Origin of the sequence: Serratia sp. J2 (assembly GCF_046269175.1) — a bacterium.
GTDB classification, from domain to species: domain Bacteria; phylum Pseudomonadota; class Gammaproteobacteria; order Enterobacterales; family Enterobacteriaceae; genus Chania; species Chania fonticola_C.
Genome location: NZ_JBKABN010000007.1, coordinates 94007 through 119596, shown reverse-complemented (window position 1 = coordinate 119596; position 25590 = coordinate 94007). Strand labels below are relative to the sequence as shown.

General features: G+C 51.7%; 22 protein-coding genes. 8 read left to right on the top strand and 14 right to left on the bottom strand.

What is annotated here, in order from left to right:
* Positions 1 to 10: 10 nt before the first annotated feature.
* The 5 genes from sufS to sufA are packed head-to-tail and all read right to left on the bottom strand — an operon-like array spanning position 11 to position 5164.
* The gene (sufS, locus tag ACKWMY_RS09785) at positions 11 to 1231 is read right to left on the bottom strand and encodes a cysteine desulfurase SufS (protein WP_409486240.1); all 1221 of its coding nucleotides are present in this window, start codon (positions 1229 to 1231) and stop codon (positions 11 to 13) included.
* A complete protein-coding gene (sufD, locus tag ACKWMY_RS09780) occupies positions 1228 to 2514 on the bottom strand; it encodes a Fe-S cluster assembly protein SufD (protein WP_024529888.1) in 1287 nt (428 codons plus the stop codon). Before sufD ends, sufS begins: the two co-directional genes overlap by 4 nt.
* Positions 2489 to 3235, bottom strand: a complete 747-nt coding sequence (gene sufC, locus ACKWMY_RS09775; protein WP_021804565.1) for a Fe-S cluster assembly ATPase SufC — start codon at positions 3233 to 3235, stop codon at positions 2489 to 2491. Before sufC ends, sufD begins: the two co-directional genes overlap by 26 nt.
* A gap of 43 nt (positions 3236 to 3278) precedes the next feature.
* A complete protein-coding gene (gene sufB, locus ACKWMY_RS09770) occupies positions 3279 to 4778 on the bottom strand; it encodes a Fe-S cluster assembly protein SufB (RefSeq protein WP_024529887.1) in 1500 nt (499 codons plus the stop codon).
* A 14-nt stretch (positions 4779 to 4792) separates the two neighbouring features.
* Positions 4793 to 5164 carry a Fe-S cluster assembly scaffold SufA gene (gene sufA, locus ACKWMY_RS09765; RefSeq protein ID WP_021178114.1) on the bottom strand — a complete coding sequence of 124 codons (372 nt, stop codon included), beginning with the start codon at positions 5162 to 5164 and terminating at the stop codon, positions 4793 to 4795.
* A 475-nt stretch (positions 5165 to 5639) separates the two neighbouring features.
* Between sufA and ACKWMY_RS09760 the strand changes: the two genes are divergently transcribed.
* Positions 5640 to 6044 (top strand): hypothetical protein, encoded by a 405-nt coding sequence (locus ACKWMY_RS09760; protein WP_024486172.1) that lies wholly within the window; start codon positions 5640 to 5642, stop codon positions 6042 to 6044.
* A gap of 171 nt (positions 6045 to 6215) precedes the next feature.
* Here the strand turns inward: ACKWMY_RS09760 and menI are convergent, their stop codons facing one another.
* The 4 genes from menI to ACKWMY_RS09740 all read right to left on the bottom strand — a co-directional run bounded on the left by menI (position 6216) and on the right by ACKWMY_RS09740 (position 11902).
* Complete coding sequence (gene menI, locus ACKWMY_RS09755) at positions 6216 to 6632, bottom strand: 1,4-dihydroxy-2-naphthoyl-CoA hydrolase (RefSeq protein ID WP_021178115.1); 417 nt, start codon at positions 6630 to 6632, stop codon at positions 6216 to 6218.
* Positions 6629 to 9685, bottom strand: coding sequence for an FAD-binding and (Fe-S)-binding domain-containing protein (locus tag ACKWMY_RS09750; protein WP_024531325.1), 3057 nt, complete (start codon positions 9683 to 9685; stop codon positions 6629 to 6631). The genes menI and ACKWMY_RS09750 overlap by 4 nt, the downstream gene beginning before the upstream one ends.
* A gap of 247 nt (positions 9686 to 9932) precedes the next feature.
* Positions 9933 to 10835, bottom strand: a complete 903-nt coding sequence (locus tag ACKWMY_RS09745) for an L-ribulose-5-phosphate 3-epimerase (protein WP_261160759.1) — start codon at positions 10833 to 10835, stop codon at positions 9933 to 9935.
* 257 nt (positions 10836 to 11092) lie between these two features.
* Complete coding sequence (locus ACKWMY_RS09740; RefSeq protein WP_024531327.1) at positions 11093 to 11902, bottom strand: DeoR/GlpR family DNA-binding transcription regulator; 810 nt, start codon at positions 11900 to 11902, stop codon at positions 11093 to 11095.
* Between the two features lie 473 nt (positions 11903 to 12375).
* On the opposite strand from ACKWMY_RS09740, the gene araD reads away from it, so the two are divergent.
* Both araD and ydiK read left to right on the top strand, forming a co-directional pair.
* Complete coding sequence (gene araD, locus ACKWMY_RS09735; RefSeq protein WP_074031032.1) at positions 12376 to 13071, top strand: L-ribulose-5-phosphate 4-epimerase; 696 nt, start codon at positions 12376 to 12378, stop codon at positions 13069 to 13071.
* 239 nt (positions 13072 to 13310) lie between these two features.
* Positions 13311 to 14411, top strand: a complete 1101-nt coding sequence (ydiK, locus tag ACKWMY_RS09730) for an AI-2E family transporter YdiK (protein ID WP_308870239.1) — start codon at positions 13311 to 13313, stop codon at positions 14409 to 14411.
* Between the two features lie 419 nt (positions 14412 to 14830).
* Here ydiK and ppsA read toward each other — a convergent pair whose 3' ends face one another.
* Positions 14831 to 17209: a phosphoenolpyruvate synthase gene (gene ppsA, locus ACKWMY_RS09725; RefSeq protein ID WP_199062300.1), complete on the bottom strand. Its 2379-nt coding sequence runs from the start codon at positions 17207 to 17209 to the stop codon at positions 14831 to 14833.
* Positions 17210 to 17682: 473 nt separating this feature from the next.
* Here ppsA and ACKWMY_RS09720 point away from each other — a divergent pair, with 473 nt between their 5' ends.
* Together ACKWMY_RS09720 and ACKWMY_RS09715 are read left to right on the top strand one after the other, a co-directional pair.
* A complete protein-coding gene (locus ACKWMY_RS09720) occupies positions 17683 to 18504 on the top strand; it encodes a pyruvate, water dikinase regulatory protein (protein ID WP_021804571.1) in 822 nt (273 codons plus the stop codon).
* 169 nt (positions 18505 to 18673) lie between these two features.
* Complete coding sequence (locus ACKWMY_RS09715; RefSeq protein WP_021178121.1) at positions 18674 to 19720, top strand: 3-deoxy-7-phosphoheptulonate synthase; 1047 nt, start codon at positions 18674 to 18676, stop codon at positions 19718 to 19720.
* Positions 19721 to 19814: 94 nt separating this feature from the next.
* Here ACKWMY_RS09715 and ACKWMY_RS09710 read toward each other — a convergent pair whose 3' ends face one another.
* From ACKWMY_RS09710 to ACKWMY_RS09695, 4 genes are all read right to left on the bottom strand, one after another.
* Positions 19815 to 20357, bottom strand: a complete 543-nt coding sequence (locus ACKWMY_RS09710; RefSeq protein WP_409486239.1) for a C39 family peptidase — start codon at positions 20355 to 20357, stop codon at positions 19815 to 19817.
* Positions 20358 to 20436: 79 nt separating this feature from the next.
* Positions 20437 to 20748 carry a hypothetical protein gene (locus ACKWMY_RS09705; protein WP_409486238.1) on the bottom strand — a complete coding sequence of 104 codons (312 nt, stop codon included), beginning with the start codon at positions 20746 to 20748 and terminating at the stop codon, positions 20437 to 20439.
* 1 nt (position 20749) lies between these two features.
* Positions 20750 to 21217 (bottom strand): hypothetical protein, encoded by a 468-nt coding sequence (locus tag ACKWMY_RS09700; RefSeq protein ID WP_024529996.1) that lies wholly within the window; start codon positions 21215 to 21217, stop codon positions 20750 to 20752.
* A 115-nt stretch (positions 21218 to 21332) separates the two neighbouring features.
* A complete protein-coding gene (locus ACKWMY_RS09695) occupies positions 21333 to 22214 on the bottom strand; it encodes a hypothetical protein (RefSeq protein WP_409486237.1) in 882 nt (293 codons plus the stop codon).
* A 362-nt stretch (positions 22215 to 22576) separates the two neighbouring features.
* Between ACKWMY_RS09695 and ACKWMY_RS09690 the strand changes: the two genes are divergently transcribed.
* The 3 genes from ACKWMY_RS09690 (at position 22577) to ACKWMY_RS09680 (ending at position 25578) form a co-directional block, all read left to right on the top strand.
* Entirely contained in the window at positions 22577 to 23062 is a 486-nt protein-coding gene (locus tag ACKWMY_RS09690; RefSeq protein ID WP_024529998.1) for a glutathione peroxidase, read from the top strand.
* A 155-nt stretch (positions 23063 to 23217) separates the two neighbouring features.
* A complete protein-coding gene (gene hemP, locus ACKWMY_RS09685; RefSeq protein ID WP_021804574.1) occupies positions 23218 to 23412 on the top strand; it encodes a hemin uptake protein HemP in 195 nt (64 codons plus the stop codon).
* 93 nt (positions 23413 to 23505) lie between these two features.
* Positions 23506 to 25578, top strand: coding sequence for a TonB-dependent hemoglobin/transferrin/lactoferrin family receptor (locus tag ACKWMY_RS09680; RefSeq protein ID WP_409486236.1), 2073 nt, complete (start codon positions 23506 to 23508; stop codon positions 25576 to 25578).
* Positions 25579 to 25590 lie beyond the last annotated feature (12 nt).

Here is a 25590-nt window from a genome sequence, read left to right as displayed (position 1 = left end):
CCTTTAATGATTAGCCTAACAAGCTATGGATGCGCTGCAAACCGGCAACCAGGCGATCCACTTCCTGGCGGGTATTGTACAACGCCAGTGAGGCACGGCACATACTTGGCACCCGGTAGAACTCCATCAGCGGCATGGCGCAGTGGTGCCCAGTGCGGATCGCAATGCCATATTGATCCAGGAAACTGCCCACGTCGTAGGCATGATGTTCACCCAGGTTAAAGGCAATCACTCCGGCACGCTGTGCGGGGCCATAGATCTTCAGCGTTGGCACTTGCTGCAATCCATCCAATGCGTAGCGCATTAAAGACTGCTCGTAATCGTGGATGTTTTCCAGCCCCAGAGCCTCGACGTAGTCGATGGCCGCCCCTAGCCCCATCATGCCCGCAGTATTGGGCGAACCAGCCTCAAAACGCCAGGGAGGCGTTGCAAAGGTCGTGCCCTCCGACAAGCTGACCCGTTGGATCATTGCACCGCCGCCTTCCCACGGTGGCATCTGTTCCAATAACGCTTGCTTGCCATACAGAATACCGATACCGCTTGGCCCATATAGCTTGTGGCCGGAGAACACATAGAAATCGCAGTCAAGCACCTGGACATCGATACGCTGGTGCATCACCGCCTGAGCGCCATCCACCAGCACCTTCAGCCCAGCCGCTTTGGCCACGGGAACGATCTCATGCAGTGGGTTGACGGTTCCGAGCACGTTCGATACCTGGGTGATCGCCAACAGCTTGGTGGAAGCGTCGATCAGGCCCGGCAGTTGTGCCAGATCCAAGGTGCCGTCTGGCTGCAATGGCCAAACACGCAGCGTGATGCCTCGCTCCTGTGCCAGCATTTGCCACGGCACAATGTTGGCGTGGTGCTCCATCTCGGTGATGATGATGCTATCGCCCGCCGTCAGCGAATGGCGGCCAAAGCTGTTAGCTACCAGATTAATGCCTTCGGTGGTACCTTTGACGAACACGATTTCTTCTGCAGAACCCGCGTTGATAAAGCGCGCCACTTGCTCACGCACGCCCTCCATCTGCTGGGTAGCTTCGGCGCTCAGCGTATGAATGCCGCGGTGAACCGCGGCATAACCGTGACGGTAGAAATCCAGTTCGCGGTCAATCACGCTCTGCGGTTTCTGCGCGCTCGCAGCACTGTCCAGATAAGCCAACGGTTGCCCATTGACCTCCCGAGCCAGCAGGGGAAAATCACTACGTATCCGTTCCAGGGGATAACTCATGCCGCCTCCTGGGGTAAACGATCGGCGATACGAGCCAGCACCAACTCCCGTATGACAGGGTCGGCAATGCCCTCCGTCAGTTCAGCGGCAAAGGCAAAGATGATCATCTGCTGCGCCGCGTGCTTATCAATACCGCGCGATTGCAGATAGAACAGTTGCTCTTCATCGATCCGGCCCACGGTGGCACCGTGGCTACATTTGACATCATCGGCGTAGATTTCCAACTGCGGTTTGGTATCTACCTCCGCCACCTTGCCCAACAACAGGTTGTGGTTGTTCATTTGTCCGTCGGTTTTGATCGCGTGTTGCGCGACCTTGATCATGCCGTTAAACACCGCTTTGGCTCGATCGCTGACCACCGTTTTGTGCAGTTGGCGGCTTTCGCAGTAGCCTTTGTTGTGTTCCAGATAGGTACGGGTATCGCATACCTCTTTACCTACGGGCAGCACCAGGCTATTGATGACCAGATTGCTCCCCTCACCGTTTAACTGCGCACTGGTGTGGTGGCGTGTCAGCCCCGCCCCGAGCAGGAAGCTGTCGCTTTTAACCCGCGCATCGCGGCCAACCAGCAGGTCGTTATGGGCAAAGTGATAACTGGCCTGGCTCTCAAACGCCAGTTTGCAATGATGCAGCTCGGCATTATCACCCACTGTCACGGTCAGGCGCGCACCGGTAAAGTGGGCCGCAGCGCTAACGCTGGTGTAGTGTTCGATGACCGAAGCTCGTGCGCCACTAGCAATCTCCAGATGATGCCGGTGATGCAACGTATTCACTTCACCGGGCTGCTCGCGACCGGTGCTGATATGCAACAGATAAAGGGGTTTAACCGGATCTGTGCCAGCCGCCAGGCTAATCACGCTGGTTTCCTGTGCCAGGCTTTCTGTCAAATGCAGGAAAATTTCAGGCTGGATCGGATCCGGCAGCGTGAGTGGCGCATCATAGGCCACCCTGGTCAAGCGGTAGTCGCCAAGATCCTCATCGCTCAGTTGTGAACATAAGCGCCCATCGACAAACACCAGGCGATACGCATCGATCTTCAACGCCAACTTGTCACGCTGCTCCGCACTGAGCACGTTGTCCACTGGCTCCAGAAACTGCTGCTCCAGCAAGCCTTCCAACGGAGTATATTTCCAGTTTTCCTGCTTGCGAGTCGGCCAGCCTTGGCGCAAAGCCTGCTGCCAATGCGCTAACGCATGCGCAGAACGCTCGCCGCCGCGAGCTTCGAACAGGCTGTACATCTGCTGTAGTGCCTGTGAACTACTGTTGGTCGGAAAGCCAGCCATAGCCCTGCTCCTCCAACTGTTTCACCAATGAGAAATCACCGGATTTCACTATGCGCCCCTGGGAAAGCACGTGAACGTAATCCGGTTTGATGTAATCGAGAATACGCTGATAGTGGGTGACAATAATAAAGGCGCGCTTGCCGTCACGCAGCGAATTGACGCCGTTGGCGACGATCTTCAGGGCATCGATATCCAACCCGGAATCCGTTTCATCCAGAATGCACAGCTCCGGCTCCAGCGCGGCCATTTGCAGGATGTCGTTGCGCTTCTTCTCGCCGCCGGAAAAACCGACGTTGACCGAACGGGTCAACAGATCCGCTGGCATATTCAGCAACTCGATCTTCTGTTCGATAAAGTCGGCGAAGTCGAAGCGATCCAGCGCCTCTTGGCCGCGGTAATTACGCACCGCATTCACCGAGGTCTGCAGGAAGAAATGGTTGCTGACGCCGGGGATCTCTACCGGATACTGGAATGCCAGGAACACGCCCTCACCGGCCCGATCCTCAGGAGCCAGCTCCAGCAGATCTTTACCTTTAAACGTCACTTCCCCAGCGGTGACCTCATACTCTTCCCGGCCAGCCAACGTGGCCGAAAGCGTGCTTTTGCCAGAGCCGTTGGGCCCCATAATGGCGTGCACTTCGCCGGGTTTGATATCCAGGCTCAGCCCCTTGAGGATCTCATTACCTTCGGCGCTGACGTGCAAATTCTTGATACTTAACATGCTGTGTCCTCTGATCGCGCTGCTGCGCTATAAATACGGGTGCTTAACCGACGCTGTGTTCCAGGCTGATAGCCAGTAACTTCTGTGCCTCCACGGCAAACTCCAGCGGCAGCTCGGAGAACACGTCCTTACAGAAACCATTGACGATCATCGAGATAGCGTTATCTTCGCTGATGCCTCGTTGCAGGCAGTAGAACAGTTGGTCGTCACCAATCTTCGAGGTGGTAGCCTCATGCTCAAGCTGGGCGCTGTTATTGCGCGTTTCCACATAAGGGAAGGTATGCGCCCCGCTGTTGGGCCCGATCAGCATCGAATCGCACTGGGTAAAGTTACGGGCGTTTTCCGCCCCAGGCAGGATTTTCACCAGCCCACGATAGGTATTTTGGCTGTGCCCGGCGGAGATCCCTTTGGCAATAATGGTCGACCTGGTGTTTTTACCAATGTGGATCATCTTGGTGCCGGTATCCGCCTGTTGGTAGCCGCTGGTCAGCGCCACCGAGAAAAACTCACCGATCGAGTTGTCGCCCTGCAAGATCACGCTTGGGTATTTCCAGGTGATGGCCGAGCCGGTTTCCGACTGTGTCCACGACATTTTGGACCCTGAGCCTTCACACAGCGCACGCTTGGTGACGAAGTTAAGAATGCCGCCCTTGCTTTCTCCGCCGCCGGAGAACCAGTTTTGCACCGTGGAATACTTCACTTCGGCGTCTTTATGCAGGATCACTTCTACCACCGCCGCGTGCAGTTGATAGCTGTCGCGTACCGGCGCTGAGCAGCCTTCGATATAGCTGACGTAGCTGCCTTCATCGGCAATCAGAATGGTGCGTTCAAACTGGCCGGTTTTCGCAGCGTTAATACGGAAATAGGTGGAAAGCTCCATTGGGCAGCGTACGCCCTTCGGCACGTAGACGAAGGTGCCGTCGGAAGCCACCGCAGCGTTTAGTGCGGCAAAGAAGTTGTCGTTATGCGGCACCACTCGGCCCAGATACTTACGTACCAAGTCTGGATGGTCGTGAATGGCCTCACCGAACGAGCAGAAGATCACCCCACTCTCCGCCAGCTTTTCACGGTAAGTGGTCGCGACGGAAACCGAGTCGAAAATGGCGTCTACCGCCACTTCGCTACCTTCACGCACCGGGACACCCAACTGATTAAACGCCAGTTCAACCTCGCTAGTCAGGTAGCCGTTTTCCGTACTGGCGCCAGGCTGCTGCTCAGCCCCAGGCTGAGAACCGCAGGAGTCATCACAACTGCCGCAGGACGGCGCTGAATAGTAGCTGTAATCCTGATAGTTCAGCTTGTCATAGTGGGCTTTAAGCCAGTGTGGCTCTTCCATTTGCAGCCAGGCACGGTAAGCCTCCAGGCGGAATTCCAGCATCCACTCGGGTTCGTTACGCTTGGCCGAAATGGCGCGTACCACCTCTTCGTTGATACCTTTGGCCAACTCATCGGTGGCCAGTTGGGTAAAGAATCCTTCCTTGTAGCGACCTTCGCTGACCCAAGCCGGTACATCTTTTGCTGCTTCTACGTTGCTTCGTGTCATGTTGATTGCATCGCTTAAACGCCAAAGCTCTCACCGCACCCGCAGGCGTTCTGAGCTTTAGGGTTATTAAATTTGAACATCTGATTCAGCCCTTCCCGAACAAAATCTACCGTGGTGCCATCGATAAACGGCATCGCTTTGAGCGGCACGAACAGCTTGGCCCCGTCACGTTCGAACAACAGATCGTCGCTGGCCGGTTCGCGGGTCAAATCCAGTACATAGGCAAAGCCCGCACAACCCGATTGTTTGACGCCGAGTTGCAGCCCTTTCACCTGAGCATCCTGCTGCATGAGTCTGATTATCTGCTTCACCGCGCTGTCGCTCAGCGAAATGCCTTGCCAGACGTTGTCTGCCAAGGAAAAAGTACCAACATCTTCCGTATGCATATGGCCTACCTCACATTCGTGTTTTACTACAGCCGATCTGGCTTACCGCCCATGTTAGTGATAATGATTATCACTTCAACCGTTTGTTTTGCGGGGGTATTTACCAAACGCCCGGATTTACGCTCGGCAACACGATAAATCGATGGCGCATCCAGGCAGAATAGACACGGGGATAATTTTTATCCCTCTGAATTCATAGCAATTAATCATATCTTGTACGGCTTATCCCGCAGCCCCGATAAGGTTATAACACCGGATAAGTCGTCTGTTTTAAACATTCATAGAAAATACCTATTTCTGCATTTTGTCTGTCTGAAAAATGCCTTTCCCTGCTTTAAGTCTAGTCGCTCGCGTATTTTTAGCCCGTGGCGGTCAAAAGACCCACAACAGAAAAAAAACTGCGGGGAGCATTGATCATCGCCACAGCTGCAAATATGATAATGATTATCATTAAGCTTTAATTGGGCGTGGACCTATGGCTATCTCGATGAATGCGTGGCTGCTGAGCAAAATTGATGAATACAAGTTCAACATCCGTGATGCCACGGTGGATTTCTATATGGCGGAAGCGGCGCTACAGCGGCCGGAATGCAACATCAATCATCTGAAGCGTTACAACGGCGTCAGCCTTGGCATGGCGAATTTATGCCTGGAAAATGGCGATGACGAGAGTTACCTGCATGCGCTGAGCAAACTGCATAACCGGCTGATCGTCGAGATCAACAACCCACAGCGCTGTCAGCTGTTCCGCGTACAGTGCTATCATTTTGCCCGGCATACGCTAACGCTGATTTGCCAGAAATATTCGATGGAAGGCGGCTGGGACAAGGCTACCGCTTTTCAGAAGGATTTTGTGAAACGGGTCCCCTTCCAGTTATAAAGCTGGCCCCTCTCCCACAGGGCAAGGGGACCGATCGAGTGCAACTGAAATTCGGTGACGCACTTTGGATGAGGGGGCGTTCGCGTTTGCTGAGATGGCCTCCTTACTTCCAAAAAAGCAGAGGCCAACAGCTCCCTCTCCCTGTGGGAGAGGGTTGGAGTAAGGGGGCCTCTATTCCAATACCGCCGTGGTCAGCCGTGAGGTACAGCACAGGCGATCGCGATCGTCGAAGATCTCGATCTGCCAGACCTGATTGCGGCGGCCAGCATGCAACGCGCGACAAACCCCGCGCACCTGCCCTTTAAATACCGCACGCAGGTGGTTGGCGTTAATCTCCAACCCCACCACCTTTTGCTCCCCTTCGGTGCACAGATAACCGGCCATGGACCCCATCGACTCGGCCAGCACCACCGAAGCCCCTCCATGTAACAGGCCAAACGGCTGGGTCGTACGGTGATCGACGGGCATCACTGCTTCTAAATAGTCATCTTCCAAACGGGTGAACTGAATACCCACATGGGCCACCATGCATCCTTCGCCGCTTTGGTTGAGTTGTTCCAGCGTTGTTTCACGTTTCCACAGCTTCACGCAATCATCTCCAGAAGTGCCTGTAATGGATGCCGCACGCCATTGCCTTCAATGCGTTTTACCTGGCTGCGGCAAGAATAACCGGTCGCCAGACAGCGTTGCCTTGGCAAACGTTGTAGCGCCTGATGCCATGATAGCTCATAAATACCCAGGGAATTTTGCAGATTCTTGGCTTCGTGACCGTAAGTGCCCGCCATGCCACAGCAACCGACGCTGACGTTTTCCAACTTGGCGCCAAAACGGGCAAAGATGGCAGCCCACTGCTGGGTACTGGCCGGTAATGCGGTGGTTTCGGTGCAGTGACCAAACAGATACCACGCTTCCCCGGTGGCAGGCTGTTCCGCACGTTCTGCCAACAACTTTTGCAGCCATTCATGGACCAGTTGCACCTGGAAACTCCCCCGTTCGGCCCCGAGAATTTCTTGATACTCGTCGCGATAACACAGCACCAGCGCCGGATCGACACCCACCATCGGCATCCCCAGTTTGGCTACCCGGTTAAGGAAGTCCGCGGTCTTGCGCGCCGTTTTGGCAAAGCGCGTCAGGAAGCCTTTGATATGCTGTGCCTTACCGTTCGGTGAGAAAGGCAACAGCACCGGCTTGTAGCCCAGCTTTTCCACCAGCCGTACAAAGTCTGCCACGACCTGGGCATCGTAATAGCTGGTAAACGGATCCTGTACCACCAGCACATGCTGTTCGCGCTGGCTTTCGCTCAATGCTTCCAACTGTTCAAGCGTCATGCTGAACGCGCTATGGCCCGACAGCTGTTGGCGTAACGTTGGGCTGGATAGCAGCGGTAAATCCACCATACCGATGCTGCTGCGGCTCAGTTCGCGCACCCATGGCTGCTTGAAGAAGAAGTTGAACACCTTCGGCGCTTTGGCCATCAACGGGGTATAGCTCTCGACACCAGCGACCACATAGTCGCGCATTGGGCGCAGATAACGGGTGTGATAAAGCTGCAGGAAGCGCGAACGGAAGCCCGGCACGTCGATCTTGATCGGGCACTGGGTCGAACAGGCTTTACAGGCCAGGCAGCCAGACATCGCTTCTTTGACTTCATGAGAGAAGTCATACTCGCCCTTGCCTGCATGCCAGCTATTACGGGTTTTCTCAACCAGAGTGCGGAAGCTGAGGCGCTGCTGCGGCAACTGCTTTTCCAGCGCGACGGGATCCACGCCCTGCTCTGCCAATAACCGTAACCACTCCCGCACCAGTGCCGCACGGCCTTTCGGCGAATGGATCCGATTCGCGGTGATCTTCATCGATGGGCACATCGGGCTGTGGACATCAAAGTTGAAACACAGTCCGTTGCCGTTACACTCCATCGCGCCACGGAACGAGGTGCGGACATCGATGGGAATGCGGCGATCAAACGTACCGCGTTTCACCGCATCGACTTTCATCATCACGGCATCAACACCCAGCGGCGGGCAGATTTTACCCGGGTTGAGTCGATTGAGCGGGTCAAACGCGGCCTTGATGCGGCGCAGTTCTTCGTAAAGTTCTTCGCCGAAGAACGCTGGGCTATACTCCGCCCGGAAGCCCTTTCCGTGTTCCCCCCACAGCAGGCCACCGTACTTCGCGGTTAATGCCACCACCTGGTCAGAGATCTGCTTCATCAGCACTTCTTGCTGGGGATCGCACATATCTAATGCCGGGCGCACGTGCAGTACCCCAGCATCAACGTGGCCGAACATACCGTAGCTCAGATTATGGCTATCCAACAGTTGGCGGAACTCGGTGATGTAGTCGGCCAGGTGCTGCGGCGGCACGCAGGTATCTTCGGCAAACGGAATGGGTTTGGCTTGCCCTTTGGCGTTACCCAGCAACCCAACCGCCTTTTTGCGCATATTGTAGATGCGCTCAATGCCGCTCAAATCGCCGCAAATCTGATAACCGATCACGCCAGCCTGTTGTTCGGAGATCAAGTCATCCAGACGCTCGCACAACGCTTCCATCTGGCCGTCGATCAGTTCCTTATCGTCACCGGCAAACTCAACGATGTTCAACCCGAGCATCTCTTTATCCGGCACGTTGGTGATCAGTTCGCTGACCGAGTGCCAGACGATATCTTCGCGGGCCAGATTCAGCACCTTGGAATCGATGGTTTCCACCGACAGCGCCTTGGCTTCCACCATAAAGGGGGCATTGCGCAAGGCTGAATCGAAAGAGTCATATTTGACGTTTACCAGCCGCCGCACCTTCGGCAACGGCGTGATATCCAGCCGCGCTTCGGTGATAAAGGCCAAGGTCCCTTCGGCACCGGTAAGAATGCGGGTCAGATCGAAAGTTTGCAGATCGTCGCTCAGCACGTGGCGCAGATCGTAGCCGGTGAGGAAACGGTTAAGCTTGGGGAATTTTTCCAGGATCAACGCCCGTTGCTCGCGGCATCGGTTCAGCACGGTGTGGTAGATCCGCCCCTCTGGCGTATCTTCCTGAGCAATCGTTTCCGCCAGCGGCGTCGGCATGACGCGGGTGTCGATCATTTCGCCCCCCAGCAATACCGCCCGCAGCCCCAACACGTGGTCTGAGGTTTTGCCGTACACCAGCGAACCTTGGCCAGACGCGTCGGTATTGATCATACCGCCAAGAGTAGCGCGGTTGCTGGTAGAAAGCTCCGGCGCAAAGAAATAACCGAATGGCCTTAAATACTGGTTGAGCTGGTCTTTAATCACCCCCGCTTCTACCCGTACCCAGCCCTGCTCGACGTTGATGTCCAGAATGCGGTTCATGTAGCGCGACATATCAACCACAATGCCGGTATTAAGTGCCTGCCCATTGGTGCCTGTGCCGCCACCGCGCGGGCTGAAGGTCAGCGCCTTGAAGCGTTCTTCGTCGGCCAACCGGGCGATCAGCGCCACGTCGGCGGTTGAGCGAGGAAACACCACCGCATCAGGCAACAGCTGGTAAATGCTGTTATCCGTCGCCATCGTCAGCCGATCGGCATAGCTAGTGGCGGTATCGCCGTTGAATCCGCTCTGTTTTAACGCGGCCAAAAAGTCCAGCACCCGTTGAACGAGGCCGGATGCCTGAGAAATTTGTGGGATCATTCGCTTGTTTGACTCTGTCTGCTCTTAATTGCTTAATCGGGCCCGGAACTGGCCCTCCCCTGTCTTTTATTATCACGATAACCGCAAGGGGCGTTACTCGCCCCTGCATCATCGCTATCTACCTCATAATGGCGGGTGTTTTGCCGCTTGTACATCCTGAATTTGGCATTATTTGGCGGGAAAAATGATAGCGCAGCCGATGGCTGCGCTTTAGGAAGAGGAAACTCTGGCGGTTATTCCACCGCGCTTAGTTTAATACTGGCTCCCCAGGAATGATCATGGATGAACGCTCATCCTGCCAGCCCGCAAGGCGCATCTGTTCTTCGATCCACTGACGCGCATGAATGATATCCAACATGGGTTGCGGCGACTTTTCTGTCCACATTTCGATCAGAAAGGTACCACGATAGTTGAGCCGCTGCAGGGTTGTGAACAGCCCGACAAAGTCCACGCATCCGTCACCAAAAGGCACATCGCGGAACTGCCCCGGCGCATCCGCAGTGACCGGATAAGTATCCTTCAGGTGAATTGCCGCGATCTGATCGATGCCGCAACTCAGTTCACTGTCCACATCATTGCCCCAGGCGGTCAGGTTGCCGATATCCGGGTAAACGGTAAACCAAGGTGAGTTGATCTTGTCTGCCAGCACTTTCCACTTGCTGATGGCGTTGATAAAAGGCGTATCCATTATCTCTACCGCACACATCACCTGCGCCCCGGCAGCCAGTGCCACTGCCCAGGCCAGCGAGGCTTCAAAATGCGCTATCGTTTCGCTGTCTTGCGGTTCGTAATAGACATCGTAACCCGCCAGTTGAATGGTGCGAATACCCAAGTCCTGCGCCAGTTTTATCGCCTTGACCATGATAGCCCTGGCCCGCTCGCGGGTGGCGCTATCGCGGCTGCCAAACGGGAAACGCCGGTGCGCCGAGAGACACAGCGTCGGGATGCGAATACCGGTCTGCTGCATGGCCTGAACGATCGCCATCCGTTCGTCCTCGCTCCAGTCCAGGCGAGCCAGACGTCCATCACTCTCATCAATCGACATTTCGACAAAATCAAAACCACAGGCTTTGGCCAGCACCAGCTTCTCAAGCCAACTGGTTTGCTTTGGCAACGCTTTCTCATAAATCCCTAATGGATGATTACGCATTATTTCTCCTCACTGCTGGCCAGCGAATGCTGCTTGGCCCGATTACGATCCATGGCACGTAGAGCCTGCCATTTGTCCAGAAAGATGTTGAACGTCAGCGCGCAGCCCACCCCATAGCCACGTGCAGGCCCTTCGTTAAGAAAGGAGGGGTTAATATTATCTTCACTTAAATATTTAAACTTACGCGGATGTGAGTGTTATTTTCCTGCGGCGTACAATAGTTATTTATTCGCGACCGTCATTTTCTTAAAAACAGCTTACTTATGAGCTTCAATAATTTCCAACCTCGGATTATCCCCGCGGTATTTAGATGAAACGAGTTTATTGGTGATCAGAATATCCACTTCATCCAACATGCATATTTTACAAAAGGAATATTGTTCAAACTTGCTGGAACCGGCCAGCAAAATCTTTTTCGCCGACACCTGCAACATGACCTGTTTTAATCTGGCATTGATTTCATTGCCATCGCGAATACCGTGTTCCTGATTTAACCCTTGGCACGAGAAGAAAAAGGTATTGATCTGAAAATTTCTCAGCGCGCTTTCGGCCACTGGGCCATGAAAGTCATCATGCCTTCTTGAGTATTCACCACCGATGCCTATCACACGGATCTTATCGCGACAGGCCAAGGCCTGAATGATTTTGACCGAGTTGGTGACTACCGTAATCTCAATATCCGGGATCTGCCGTGCCAAAAACCAGCAGGTACTGCTGTTATCCAGCAGAATGCAGTCGCCCGGATGGATAAACTGCAGGGCAGATTTGGCTATTTTCATCTTGATATCAGGGTGTTCTTCCGTTCTTTTGCGAAAGCTCTCAGCCTGATCGACACTGTTTGACACCGCAGTGCGTTCCCAGGAGTCAATCACTGGTACTTCATGTACATCCAGCGCCACGGCTCCGCCAAAGCTGCGGATTAGCTTCTTGTTCTTCGCTAATACCCGCAAATCGCGGCGGATCGTCTCAGGCGATACCTGACAGACCACGGATAACTCAGTTACCAAAGCAGAACCCTGTTGTTGTACGTGCGTACAAATGAGCTTATAACGTTCAGCTTGTAACATGTTATCCCTCTAAAAATACCGAGATTGGCTTAACGCTATAATGATATTTTTTAGTTGGCATGAAAGTGACTCAATTCAAGAAATCCTTTCCCTGACTTTCCCACTCATTATTACGTGATTTTATTAACAATAAACTGCAACAAGACAGAACATCAAACACCTTAATTGTGACTAATATCACATAAAAAAGAGCATTAGACATTATAAAAAGCCATTACCAAAAACAAACGGTCACAATCAGGCACAAAATCAATGCCCGAATGTGACCGATTGCGCCCAAATATAACCATTTACTTTCCCCACCAATGCTGTGCGCTTTATTCCTATTGGCAAGCGCAGTATTTTAACCTGAGAAAAATAATATTATTCGCCAGGTACTCAAGCTTTATTGACGCTAGCGTCTTTACCCGAGTGCGCAGAGAAAAAATTGGTGATACTCCCCACCGCCCAACAGATATCTCACGAGGTAACTCATGTTACAGGAATTAAAACGGCAGGTTTTTGAGGCAAATTTATTATTGCCCAAACATCAATTAGTGACATTTACCTGGGGAAATGTCAGCGGTATCGATCGCCAAAGCGGGTTAATGGTGATTAAGCCCTCAGGGGTGGAATACAGCACTATGCAGATAGAAGATATGGTGGTGGTTGAACTGGCGAGCGGCAAAATCGTCGAGGGAAATAAAAAGCCCTCTTCGGATACGGCAACTCATCTTGCTCTGTATCAGGCCTTCCCCGACATTGGTGGCATCGTCCACACCCATTCCCGCCATGCCACCATCTGGGCGCAGGCGGGAAAGTCGCTTTCGGCATTAGGCACCACCCACGCCGACTACTTCTATGGCACCATACCCTGCACCCGTCTGATGCAGGATGAGGAGATTGCTGGCGAATACGAGCATGAAACCGGTAAGGTCATTATCGAGACCTTTCAACAGCTCGGCATCAACCCTAATGAGATCCCGGCAGTTCTGGTCAACAGCCATGGCCCCTTTAGCTGGGGAACAAATGCGGCCAGCGCAGTGCATAATGCAGTAGTTCTGGAGGAAATCGCCTATATGAATCTGTTTACCCAGCAACTCAGCCCACAGATCCCCACAATGCAAGCCACGCTGTTAGACAAACATTACTTACGTAAGCACGGAGCCAAAGCCTATTACGGCCAATAAACTACTGTCAACCCGCGCCCTGATTATAGCGATAAGCGACCAGCCAGATCCCTGGGTGGTCTGCCCTCCTAGCCGCAAATCTGTTCCCCCACATAACTTATTAATCCCACTAATCAATGAAAGTCTGTACCCCAGACCAAAATTCGCAGGAAAATGTGCGCTTAGCTGTGAAAGTTGCCAAAAATGCTCCATGATAAAAGGGTACCAAGGAATTAACTCACTAGGATGAAAACGCATTCATGACACAACCGCAACGCCGCTACGATTTACCGACGATAATTTTTGGCGTGCTGTTTATCGCCATTTTGATCGTTGCCAGCTTTTGGGTCGTTCAACCGTTTATTTTGGGCTTTGCCTGGGCATCCATGGTGGTGATCGCCACCTGGCCAGTGTTGATTAAGCTACAGCATTTGCTATGGGGCCGGCGGTCTCTGGCCGTGTTGGTGATGACCATCCTGCTGCTCTTGCTGTTCGTACTACCTATTGCCCTGCTGGTTAGTAGCGTGGTGGATAACAGTGCGCCAGTCGTGGCTTGGGTCAACGCACCGGGCCAAATCCACGCGCCACAATTGGAATGGCTACGCTCTACCCCGCTAATTGGGCAAAAACTTTATAGCAGCTATCACCTGCTGGTGAACACCGGTGGCAACGCCTTGATAGCCAAAATACAGCCTTACTTCGGCCAAACCGCTACCTGGTTTGTTGCTCAGGCGGCGCATATTGGCCGTTTCCTGATGCACTGTACGCTGATGTTACTGTTCAGCGCCTTGCTGTATGCCCGCGGTGAGCAGGTCGGTATGGCGATCCGCCATTTTGCCGTGCGCCTTGCTTCCAACAGGGGCGATGCGGCCGTGTTACTGGCCGGGCAAGCGATCCGTGCGGTAGCGTTGGGCGTGGTGGTTACGGCGTTGGTGCAATCCATATTGGGTGGCATTGGCTTGGCCGTTGCGGGCATTCCTGCCGCCACCTTGCTTAGCGTACTGATGTTCGTTTTCTGCGTGGCCCAACTGGGACCATTGCTGGTGCTGATCCCGGCTATTATCTGGTTGTATTGGACCGGTGATACCACCTGGGGGACCGTGCTATTGGTGTGGAGCTGTGTGGTAGGGACGTTGGATAACTTCCTGCGCCCGGCCTTAATCCGTATGGGCGCCGACCTGCCGTTAATTCTAATTTTGTCCGGCGTTATCGGTGGTCTGCTGGCTTTCGGAATGATTGGCCTGTTTATCGGCCCAGTCGTGCTGGCGGTCTCTTATCGGTTGCTTAGCGCCTGGGTAAACGAAGCCCCGGAGCCCACCGCCGATCTGGAAGAAGTCGCCAAAGATTTAGAACAGCTGTGATCCCGGCATCGCCTGCTCATCCATTGGGCAGGCGATTAACCTAAATATTCTCTTTTCCCGCCGCATCGTCCCCGATAATTATTCTGCTGACTCACCTATTGCCATAATAGATGCCATTCAAATACCTGTTCTTGCAATAAACCCGTACATTCCAGGCTGTTTTATTGGGACGATTCTTAATGACGCGCGCCAGATAACTACCTAGTATGAAACTCTATCTTGCTGAAAATCATTGTTTTACAAACATTGTTTTCCAGTCAAGTCAGCTAACAAGGTAACCCCGAATCACTGAATTGCTGTGTGTAGTCTTTGCCCGTCTTTTGATGGGCTTTTTTTTATGCAAAATAACCCGCTCATATAAAAAAACCGCCAGGATTAACCGGCGGTTTTATGTTTTCAACAGACGTTGTTATTCAGGTTTACTTTCTTTGTGACAAATTAACCCAGGTCTGCACCACGGTATCCGGGTTAAGCGACAGGCTATCAATCCCCTGATCCATCAGCCACTCGGCAAAATCTGCATGGTCTGACGGGCCTTGCCCACAGATGCCGACATATTTGCCGTGACGCTTGGCCGCCTGGATCGCCATGGAAAGCAGCGCCTTGACCGCCTCATTGCGCTCATCAAACAGCTCAGAGACCACACCGGAATCGCGATCCAGCCCCAGCGTGAGCTGCGTCATGTCGTTGGAGCCGATAGAGAAACCATCAAAGTGCTCAAGGAACTGATCGGCCAGCAAGGCGTTGGACGGGATCTCACACATCATGATCACTTTCAGCCCGTTCTCGCCGCGCTTGAGGCCCTGACGCCCCAACTCTGCCACCACGGCCTCCGCCTGAGCCACGGTACGCACAAACGGCACCATCACCTCAACGTTGGTCAAGCCCATTTCATTACGTACCCGCTTCATCGCGGCACATTCCATGGAGAAGCAGTCGCGGAAGCTGTCCGCCACGTAACGACCCGCGCCACGGAATCCTAACATCGGGTTTTCTTCGTGCGGCTCATATTTCTCGCCGCCGACCAGGTTGGCGTATTCGTTAGATTTAAAATCGGAAAGGCGCACGATCACGCGCTTCGGCCAGAATGCCGCGCCCAACGTCGCGATCCCTTCGGTCAAGCGACCGACATAGAACTCGACCGGATCGTCATAGCCCAACATCAGCGTCTTGATTTCTGCCTGCAGCTCTGGGGTCTGCTGATCGAACTCCAACAGGGCACGCGGGTGTACGCCGATCATGCGGTTGATAATAAACTCCAACCGGGCCAGCCCCACACCTTCATTTGGCAAGCGAGCGAAGTCGAACGCGCGGTCTGGGTTGCCGACGTTCATCATGATCTTCAACGGGAGCTCTGGCAGTTCAGTGACTTCCGAGCTTTGCACGCTGAATTCCAGCATGTCGCTGTAGACAAAGCCGGTGTCGCCTTCGGCGCAGGAGACGGTGACTTTCTGCCCTTCTTTCAGCAGATCCGTTGCGTGGCCACAACCTACAACGGCAGGGATCCCCAGTTCACGGGCAATGATCGCCGCATGGCAGGTACGCCCGCCACGGTTGGTTACGATCGCAGCCGCCTTCTTCATGATCGGTTCCCAATCCGGGTCGGTCATATCGGTGACCAACACGTCACCCGGTTCAATGCGATCCATTTCGCTGATATTGTGGATGACCTTCACCGGGCCAGCCCCAATGCGATGACCGATGGCTCGGCCTTCCACCAGCACGGTGCTGTTACCGTTCAGTTGGTAGCGTTCCATCACCTGCTCATTAGAACGCACGGTTTCTGGCCGCGCCTGGACTATCAGCAGCTTGCCGGTATGGCCGTCTTTGGCCCACTCGATATCCATCGGGCGGCCATAGTGTTTTTCGATCAACAACGCCTGATGCGCCAGTGCCTGGACTTCATCATCGGTCAAAGAGAAACGATTGCGTTGCTCTTCTGGCACATCTTCGATACGTACCTGCTTGCCGTGATCCTGTGAAGGCGCGTACACCATGCGGATTTTTTTCGAGCCAAGGTTGCGGCGCACAATGGCCGGATTGCCCTTCAGCAGCGTCGGTTTATGGACATAAAACTCATCCGGGTTGACCGCCCCTTGCACCACCATTTCCCCCAGGCCGAACGCCGAGGTAATAAACACCACCTGATCAAAGCCGGACTCGGTATCAATGGTAAACATGACCCCAGAGGAAGCCAGGTCGGAGCGCACCATGCGCTGTACACCGGCGGAAAGCGCCACGCCACGGTGATCGTAACCCTGATGCACACGATAAGAGATGGCCCGGTCGTTAAACAGGGAGGCGAAGACGTGTTTGATCGCCACCATCACCGCATCAATGCCCTGCACGTTGAGGAAGGTTTCCTGCTGGCCGGCAAACGAGGCGTCTGGCATATCTTCAGCCGTGGCGGAAGAACGCACGGCGAAGGAGGCTTCGCTTTCACCCTCGGACAGTTGCTGGTACGCCAGCGTAATTTCACGCTCAAATTCCGCGTGGAAAGGCGTATCGATCACCCATTGGCGAATTTGCGCACCGGCCTTGGACAGTTGAGCAATATCGTCAACGTCAGTCTGATCCAGCAGCTGATAAATGCGCTGGTTAACCCCACTTTGCTCAAGAAAATCGTTAAATGCCTGGGCGGTGGTGGCAAAACCGTTGGGTACGGCCACGCCCAAATCGGAGAGATTGGTGATCATTTCACCGAGGGAGGCATTTTTGCCACCGACACGGTCAACGTCGTGCATGCCAAGCTGGTTGTACCAAAGCACATTACGCAAGTCTGGGCCATTGTTAGACATCGAGACAATCCTTATTGCTATCAGTAGGGTATTGACGGATTTTTGACTCGTACCGCAAAAAACGGCACCCACCCACACTAGCACAATGATCCATAGACAATGGACAGGTGAATCGATCAAGCCAATGAAGAAAATAGCAATTAACAGAATTCCAGCAGGCACAATTTTATTAGGGATCGTTCCCTAAATGGCTAAAAGCTTACAATTCAACAAATTATGTATTATTTAAACTTTTTCTTAAATACCCGTACTTTTAGTGATTTTTTTGACGAAAATAGCGCCAACTTGCGTCGAGGTAGGTAGTTAAAATAGCACTCGCCATTTTATAAAAAATGAAATTATGTTTTACTAAAAAAATCAAATTTCCGCAAATTATTCCCAGCGTCACAAAATTTCTATCCCCCTCTTTACCATATATGGATATGCAGACCATGATGTTGCTATCAGTCGTTTCAGGCATTAAGGAGTTATGGGTGGAAAGAAGCGTTTTTTATATCTCGGATGGCACGGCCATTACCGCCGAAGTCTTGGGGCATGCGGTGCTGTCACAGTTTCCCGTCAAGGCCACCACTTTCACTCTACCTTTTGTGGAAACCGAAGCGCGTGCGCGGGGCGTATGCCAACAGATCAATGATATTTACCAGCAGACCGGGGTGCGTCCACTGGTGTTCTATTCGATTATCTCGCCGGAAGTGCGCCAGGTGATCACCCAAAGTGAAGGGTTCTGCCAGGATATCGTGCAAGCCCTGGTCGGCCCGCTACAGGGTGAATTAGCGGTGGATCCAACGCCGGTGCCTAATCGCACCCACGGGCTCACCGAAAACAACCTGGGTAAGTATGACGCCCGGATCGCGGCCATTGAATACACCCTGGCCCATGATGATGGGATATCGCTGCGCAATCTCGATCAGGCGCAGGTGATCCTGCTCGGCGTATCCCGCTGTGGTAAAACCCCCACCAGCCTGTATCTGGCGATGCAATTTGGTATCCGCGCGGCCAACTATCCGTTTACCGCCGATGATATGGATAATTTGCAGCTACCCGCCGCGTTAAAACCGTTTCAACATAAGTTATTTGGGTTGACCATTAACCCTGAGCGGTTAACGGCGATCCGCGAAGAACGCCGCGAAAACAGCCGTTACTCTTCCCCGCGCCAATGCAGGATGGAAGTTGCCGAAGTAGAAGCGCTGTTTCGCAAAAATCAGATCCGCTATCTCAATACCACCAACTATTCGGTGGAGGAGATCTCCACCAAGATCCTCGATATCCTCGGTATGAGCCGGCGGATGTTCTGATAGTAGGGGCTGGCGGATAGTCGTCTATGCCCCTCTTTTGTGCTTTTTTACCGGTTTTAATCAGCAGATCACAATCTCTACGGTTGAATTCAGCGGTTTTTGCGTTATTGTGATCGCCATCACTTCCCGGTATTCCTGCCGTCGCGAAGAACAAGTTTTAGAGACAATCATGCACAAAACAGATGAACTGCGGACCGCGCGCATCGACAGCTTGGTCACGCCTCAGGCGTTGGCAGAGAAGTTGCCGATCTCAGCATCGGTAGCCGATAACGTGACAGCGTCACGTAAACGTATCGAAAAAATCCTAACTGGCGAAGATAAACGCCTGTTGGTAGTGATTGGCCCCTGCTCCATTCACGATCTGGATGCGGCGATGGACTATGCCACCCGCCTTAACGTATTGCGCGAGCGCTATCAGGACCGCCTGGAAATCGTGATGCGTACCTATTTTGAGAAACCGCGCACCGTGGTGGGCTGGAAAGGCTTGATTTCCGATCCCGACCTGGACGGCAGCTATCAGGTCAACCGTGGCATTGAGATGGCGCGCAAGCTGCTATTGTCAGTGAATCAGCTTGGCCTGCCAACGGCGACCGAGTTCCTGGATATGGTGATCGGCCAGTATATTGCCGACCTGATCAGCTGGGGCGCAATTGGCGCTCGCACCACCGAAAGCCAGATCCACCGTGAAATGGCCTCGGCGCTCTCTTGCCCGGTTGGTTTCAAAAACGGTACCGACGGCAATACCCGCATCGCCATTGATGCCATCCGTGCTGCTCGCGCCGGTCATATGTTCCTGTCGCCAGACAAAACCGGCCAGATGACCATTTACCAGACCAGCGGCAACCCTTATGGCCATATCATCATGCGCGGCGGCAAGACGCCAAACTATCACGCGACCGATGTGGTAGCCGCGTGTGATAGCTTGCGCGAGTTTGATTTACCTGAACAGCTGGTGATCGACTTCAGCCACGGTAATTGTCAGAAATTGCATCGCCGCCAGTTGGAAGTGGCGGAAAACGTCTGCCAACAGATCCGTGCAGGCTCCGTGGCCGTCGCTGGCGTGATGGCCGAAAGCTTCCTGGTGGAAGGCACGCAGAAGATCGTGGCTGGCCAATCACTAACCTACGGCCAATCCATTACCGACCCTTGCCTGAGCTGGTCGGACAGCGAGCAGTTGCTGGCTATGCTGGCCGACGCGGTAGATACCCGTTTCTGATTATTTTAGCCAGCATGCTTTTGGCCTGCTGGCTCTCATTTGCTGCTGCGGTCGCCATACAACAGTTGACCATAGGATTTATCAAGCATTGTGATCACTCTATCAAAACGACTTTTTGGTAGATCAGGCTTTCGTTGATATTGATGTTAATATCATCGAGAAAAAGCAGCGCGCGACCGAACTGCTCATCTCCAAGCCAATAACTTTCGAACTGTGGAAATGAGTAGTTAATATACCCCCAAGCAGGATCGTATATTTGAATGACGCCATTAGCCACCCCATGAAAAACCACAAAGTGCTTTTTTCCAAATCTATTTATGTATAGAATGGCTGGTGAGTGAAGTTGTCTTAATTGTTTTGATGTGATTTTAACGCCTATTGTATCCAGCCCCATTATTTTTGATTGCATGCTAATATCCAAGAGTGAATACTCAGGCTTAACACCTATTTTATTTATCAACATTAGTTCTGATGCACCAATACTATAATACTGCCTTAAAATAAACTCAAAGGATGCCACCCCGCAGGTGTTATCATATAGCTGTTTATTACCCCCGCGGAATTTAGTGTCAAGATAGGTTGCTTCCACATTCGTTTGACAACCGCTAAAAAGCATGAGCCAATATATAACATTCACTATCCATCTCTTCAATAGCTCCCCCAATAAATGTCATGTTAACATTATCACTAGTGAACCCTTTCGATTCTACTCCAAATCATGAACCTATCCATTTAGCCAGGTAAACAATAGTGGGTAGTGCAGATAAATTTACATACATAACACCCATATTTTTAACTCCTTTTATGATTTTATTTTTAGAAAGCCAGTGGATAACAACAGCCATTAAAATAATAAAAAGGGAGTAAAGCGAGGTAAAAACAACATAACCACTGGTTAACCCTGACAAAAGCAGTATCAATGATGAGAACAGCATTACATGTTTCTTTACATTGATAAATATTATAGCGCCTGTAATAAAGTGACAATATGTTGCCATGATAAGAAATCCTATGCTGAATATATTCATATTACTTCTTCTTATGACAACTGCTAGAACATGACCCGCTCCCAGCGCCACCACCAATCGCCGCATTAGTCGCCCCCATAGCACTTACACCTAAAGCCGCACTGGCAGCCGCCCCTGACACCGTAGCGCCCATTAACCCACCCGAAGCACCGGTTACAAAACCACCGACGGCCGCCGTGGCTGCATTCCCCCAATTTATTTGCGCTCCATTTGAGAAGTCAATACCAATTGACCCAGCAGCACCTCCTGCCGCCCCAATGGCACCAATAACCAGAGGTCCAACCTTACCTTTGGTATTATCTAACTCCTCTATATTTAATGGTGAGAATGAATGATATCCCAGCGCCTCTAACTTACGGTATTTATCCTGATCAAAAAATTCAATTTTATTTTCAGCGCACACATTCACACTAAAAACAGAGTAATAACCTAAAGCGCAAAGAAATAAAGCCTGTTTTATCTTCATCATACGCAACCCTTATGCATTAAATGTTTATTACGATACTGAACGCGTTAGATAGGATATTGGAATACTATGCGAAATAAATTTATAACATTCTGACAGGGTAAAGGTTGACACCTATTCACATTCGATAATTCAAACCAAGAGATATAACAGATCCTTTGTTATTACCTACCCCGCCTTTAACACCAACGCTAGCAATAGCATTTTCAGCCAAGTTCACCGTAGTGCCAGCTAATAAGGATGTTTTACTGCTCCACTCTTTCTGGCTAGAAATATAACTATATGCGTTTATGGCATCCTTAGAAAACCCCCAATTTAAATTAACTTCAGGATTTATAGCAAAGACAACTTTCCCCGACATAGTGTATACTTTATAGTCGTTAGTAAACCTCTCCTTCGAAATACCATCGAGATAACCTAATGATAGATTAAGTACCAGAGGATCGTATATCCAACTGAGAGAAGAACCAAGAACGTAACTTTGTAGCGATCCATGTTTAAAATTTGCACCAGAAAACAAAACCGTATAATCTGACAGTCTATAAAACTGGTAACTTAGCCCAACCCCTATCCCATTAAACCTGTACTCATTTTTAGTTGAACCATCATTATTTTCCAATGAAAATTTAGTATTGACCCATTGCCCATTTGCAGTTGCTGATAATGAAAGCTGGCGCGTCAACCCATACATTCCTGAAAAATATCCTGACGCACCATTTTTTTCCCTCCTATACGGTAATGAGGTACGGTCTATAACATATTGACCTGGGCTGATTTGATTTATATAAACCCCGGAATAGGTTCCATCAGAGCTATCATTTATGATGTTTACCCCGACTCCAAATGACCAGCTTTTCTTTTCCGGAAGAAAGTCATCAATTTTTAAAATTGATTTAACCGGTTCTGCACTCACATTCTCCCTTGGTGTCTCTGCATGGGTGATAAAAGATGCCATACCAATTAAAGTCAATAAAATAACACTTCCTTTATTCCCTTTCATATAATCCCTATTTAAATAACATTGACCATGAATAAGATGATAAACATTGAAAAACTCAAGTGTCAATGTCTTTTAATGAAAAAAAGAATTATTTCATATATTATTTTCTTAATTTAAATGTTCTCTTAATATAAAAAGAATTGAGTGCAATGCATTGTTTATATTGGAAAATATCTCTCATTCTGATTTTTTACTGTTCGTGGAAACAGTGTTTTTATAACATGAAACTGTTCATTTCAATACTGAATGACCGTATGCACAACATCTTAGCCGAATTATTTAGTTAGTGTTCTACGCGATAGATTTATGTCATTCAGCTATACTGGCCAAACATCCGAGCTAAACCGATCTGGAGCCCTTCTGTGAACCATTCACTGCTGTCCATTCCCTGTATCACCCTGCAAGGGGAACATAAAACGCTGGCCGACTTTCCGGCGCGAGCCTACCTGGTGGTCAATACCGCCAGCAAGTGTGGCTTTACCCCGCAGTATGCAGGCTTGGAAAAGCTGTGGCAGTATTATCGCTCACGAGGGTTGATGGTGCTGGGCTTCCCCTGCAATCAGTTTGGCGGGCAGGAGCCAGGCAACCCGCTGGAGATTGCCAACTTCTGCACCCTCAACTATGGCGTCAGCTTTCCGCTGTTCAGCAAGATCGACGTCAACGGCGCGCAGGCGCATCCCCTGTTCAGCGAGTTAAAACGCCGTGCTCCCGGTCTGTTAGGCAGCCAACGTATCAAGTGGAACTTCACCAAATTCCTGCTCACCGCCGATGGCGAGCGCATCACACGCTTTGCCCCCATCACCAAACCTGAGCGCCTGTTCGGCCGTATCGAAACCCTGTTGAAATAGCCGTTTTATCAGCAAATTGATCGCAATCAATCTAGCTCCGGTAAGCATGACGACAAAAAGGTTCCATCGGTAAGAAAATTTCCCTTGATGTAACCTTTTGTTCACATGATAATGATTATCAATTTGATACTAATTACCATTTACCGGTTGAATTTATGGACAATCTCAATAATTGCCAACAGTCCAACAACGCTTTGGTTACTCCTGACGGCAGTGCTCCTGCCGCTTTACCGCCCTGCTTCGACAGTGCCGAACTACTGGGCACGGATGGGCTGGCGGTGATCATCCATCAAGGACAACGCTATCAACTTCGCCAAACCAAAGCGGGAAAATTGATCTTAACCAAATAACGTCTTAGTTCCTTTTAACGCCAGCCACCCCGATCTTGCGATCCAGGCAGCCAGCAAATCTATTGATATGTTGAGTCATACGGAGAGTTGCACATGCCTGCCATTTTTGCCTCCCGGCTGCGTTTATCCGCATTAAGCCTGGCCATTGCCTGCGCTTTGCCTACGGTGGTTTTTGCTCAGACCGACACCAGTGTTTCCGCTGCCACCAAGGCACAAGAAAAAAACAGAGATGAGGCCATGACCGTGGTCGCCACCGGTAATCAACGCAGCAGTTTTGAAGTGCCGATGATGGTGACGGTGATCGACGGCAACAGCCCTCAGAGCCAAACCGCCACCACCGCCGGCGATATGCTGCGTCATGTGCCTGGGGTTACCGTGACCGGTACCGGCCGGAGCAATGGGCAAGACATCATGATGCGGGGTTACGATCGCCGTGGTGTGCTGATCCTGGTTGATGGTATTCGTCAGGGAACCGATACCGGCCATATCAATGGCACCTTCCTGGATCCTGGATTGGTAAAACGTATTGAAGTAGTGCGTGGCCCGTCAGCACTGTTGTACGGCAGTGGCGCATTAGGTGGAGTTATCTCCTATGAAACCGTTGATGCCGCCGATCTGCTTTTGCCCGGTCATAACACCGGCTACCGCGTGTTCGGCACGGCAGCTAGCGGCGATCATAGCCTTGGTATGGGTGCCAGCGCTTACGGTAAAACTGACGATCTCGATGGTTTGATCTCTTTCGGCACTCGCGATGTCGGCAATATTCGCCAAGGCGATGGCTTTAATGCACCGAACGATGAGACCATCAGCAACGTTCTGGCCAAAGGCACTTGGGCCATTGATGACAACCAGTCCCTGAGCGGTAACCTGCGCTATTACAATAACCGGGCACAAGAACCCAAAAATCCGCAAACGCCTGATGTTTCAAGCAGTAATGTGTTAACTGACCGTTCTACGATTCAGCGTGACGCACAGCTCGGTTATAAGCTCAAACCTACAGGCCAAGATTGGCTGGATGCCGATGCCAAGATTTATTACTCCGAAGTAGAGATCAATGCGCATACGGACGGCAGCGCAGATGAAGCTCGCAAACAAACCACCAAAGGTGGCAAGCTGGAAAACCGTACCCGCCTGTTCGCCGACAGCTTCGCTTCGCACCTGTTTACCTATGGTAGCGAAGCCTACCGGCAGGAACAGACGCCGGGGGGCGCAACAGAAAGCTTCCCGCAGGCCAAGATCAACTTCGCTTCCGGCTGGCTGCAAGATGAGATCACACTACGTGACCTGCCCGTCTCTTTCCTTGCCGGGACGCGTTATGACAATTTCAAAGGCTCTAGCGACGGTTATGACGACGTCAACGCCAACAAGTGGTCATCCCGTGGTGCGATGAGCGTTACCCCTACTGATTGGTTGATGATGTTTGCCTCCTATGCTCAGGCATTCCGCGCACCGACCATGGGTGAGATGTACAACGACTCCAAGCACTTCTCGATCCCGATGGGGCCAACCACGATCACCAACTATTGGGTGCCGAACCCAAATCTGAAACCAGAAACCAACGCCACGCAGGAATACGGTTTCGGCTTACGCTTTGACGATCTGTTAATGGCCGACGACAGCCTGCAATTCAAGGCCAGCTACTTCGATACCAAAGCCAGGGATTATATCACTACCGGTGTCACCATGGAGTTAGGCCGTGGCCCACGTGGCATGTACTGCATCAGTTGTACCACCTTCTCAACCAATATCGCTCGCGCCAAGATTTGGGGATGGGATACCTCGCTGAACTATAAAACCCGGTGGTTCGGTTTGGATCTGGCCTACAACCGCACACGTGGTAAAGATGAAACTACGGGTGACTGGCTCCCCAGTGTCAACCCGGATACGGTCACCAGCGTGTTGGATATTCCTATTGCCGAGACCGGTTTATCCACCGGCTGGGTAGGAACCTTTGCACAGAGTGCGCATAACGTGGCTACCGGCTACACCAAACAGGCCGGGTATGGCGTGAACGATTTCTACCTAAGCTATAAAGGCCGCGAAGACCTGCAGGGCGTCACCACTACCGTGGTCCTGGGGAACGCCTTCGATAAAGAATATTACTCACCACAGGGCATTCCGCAGGACGGTCGTAACGCCAAACTGCTGGTCAGCTATCAGTGGTAACCCATTGAACCA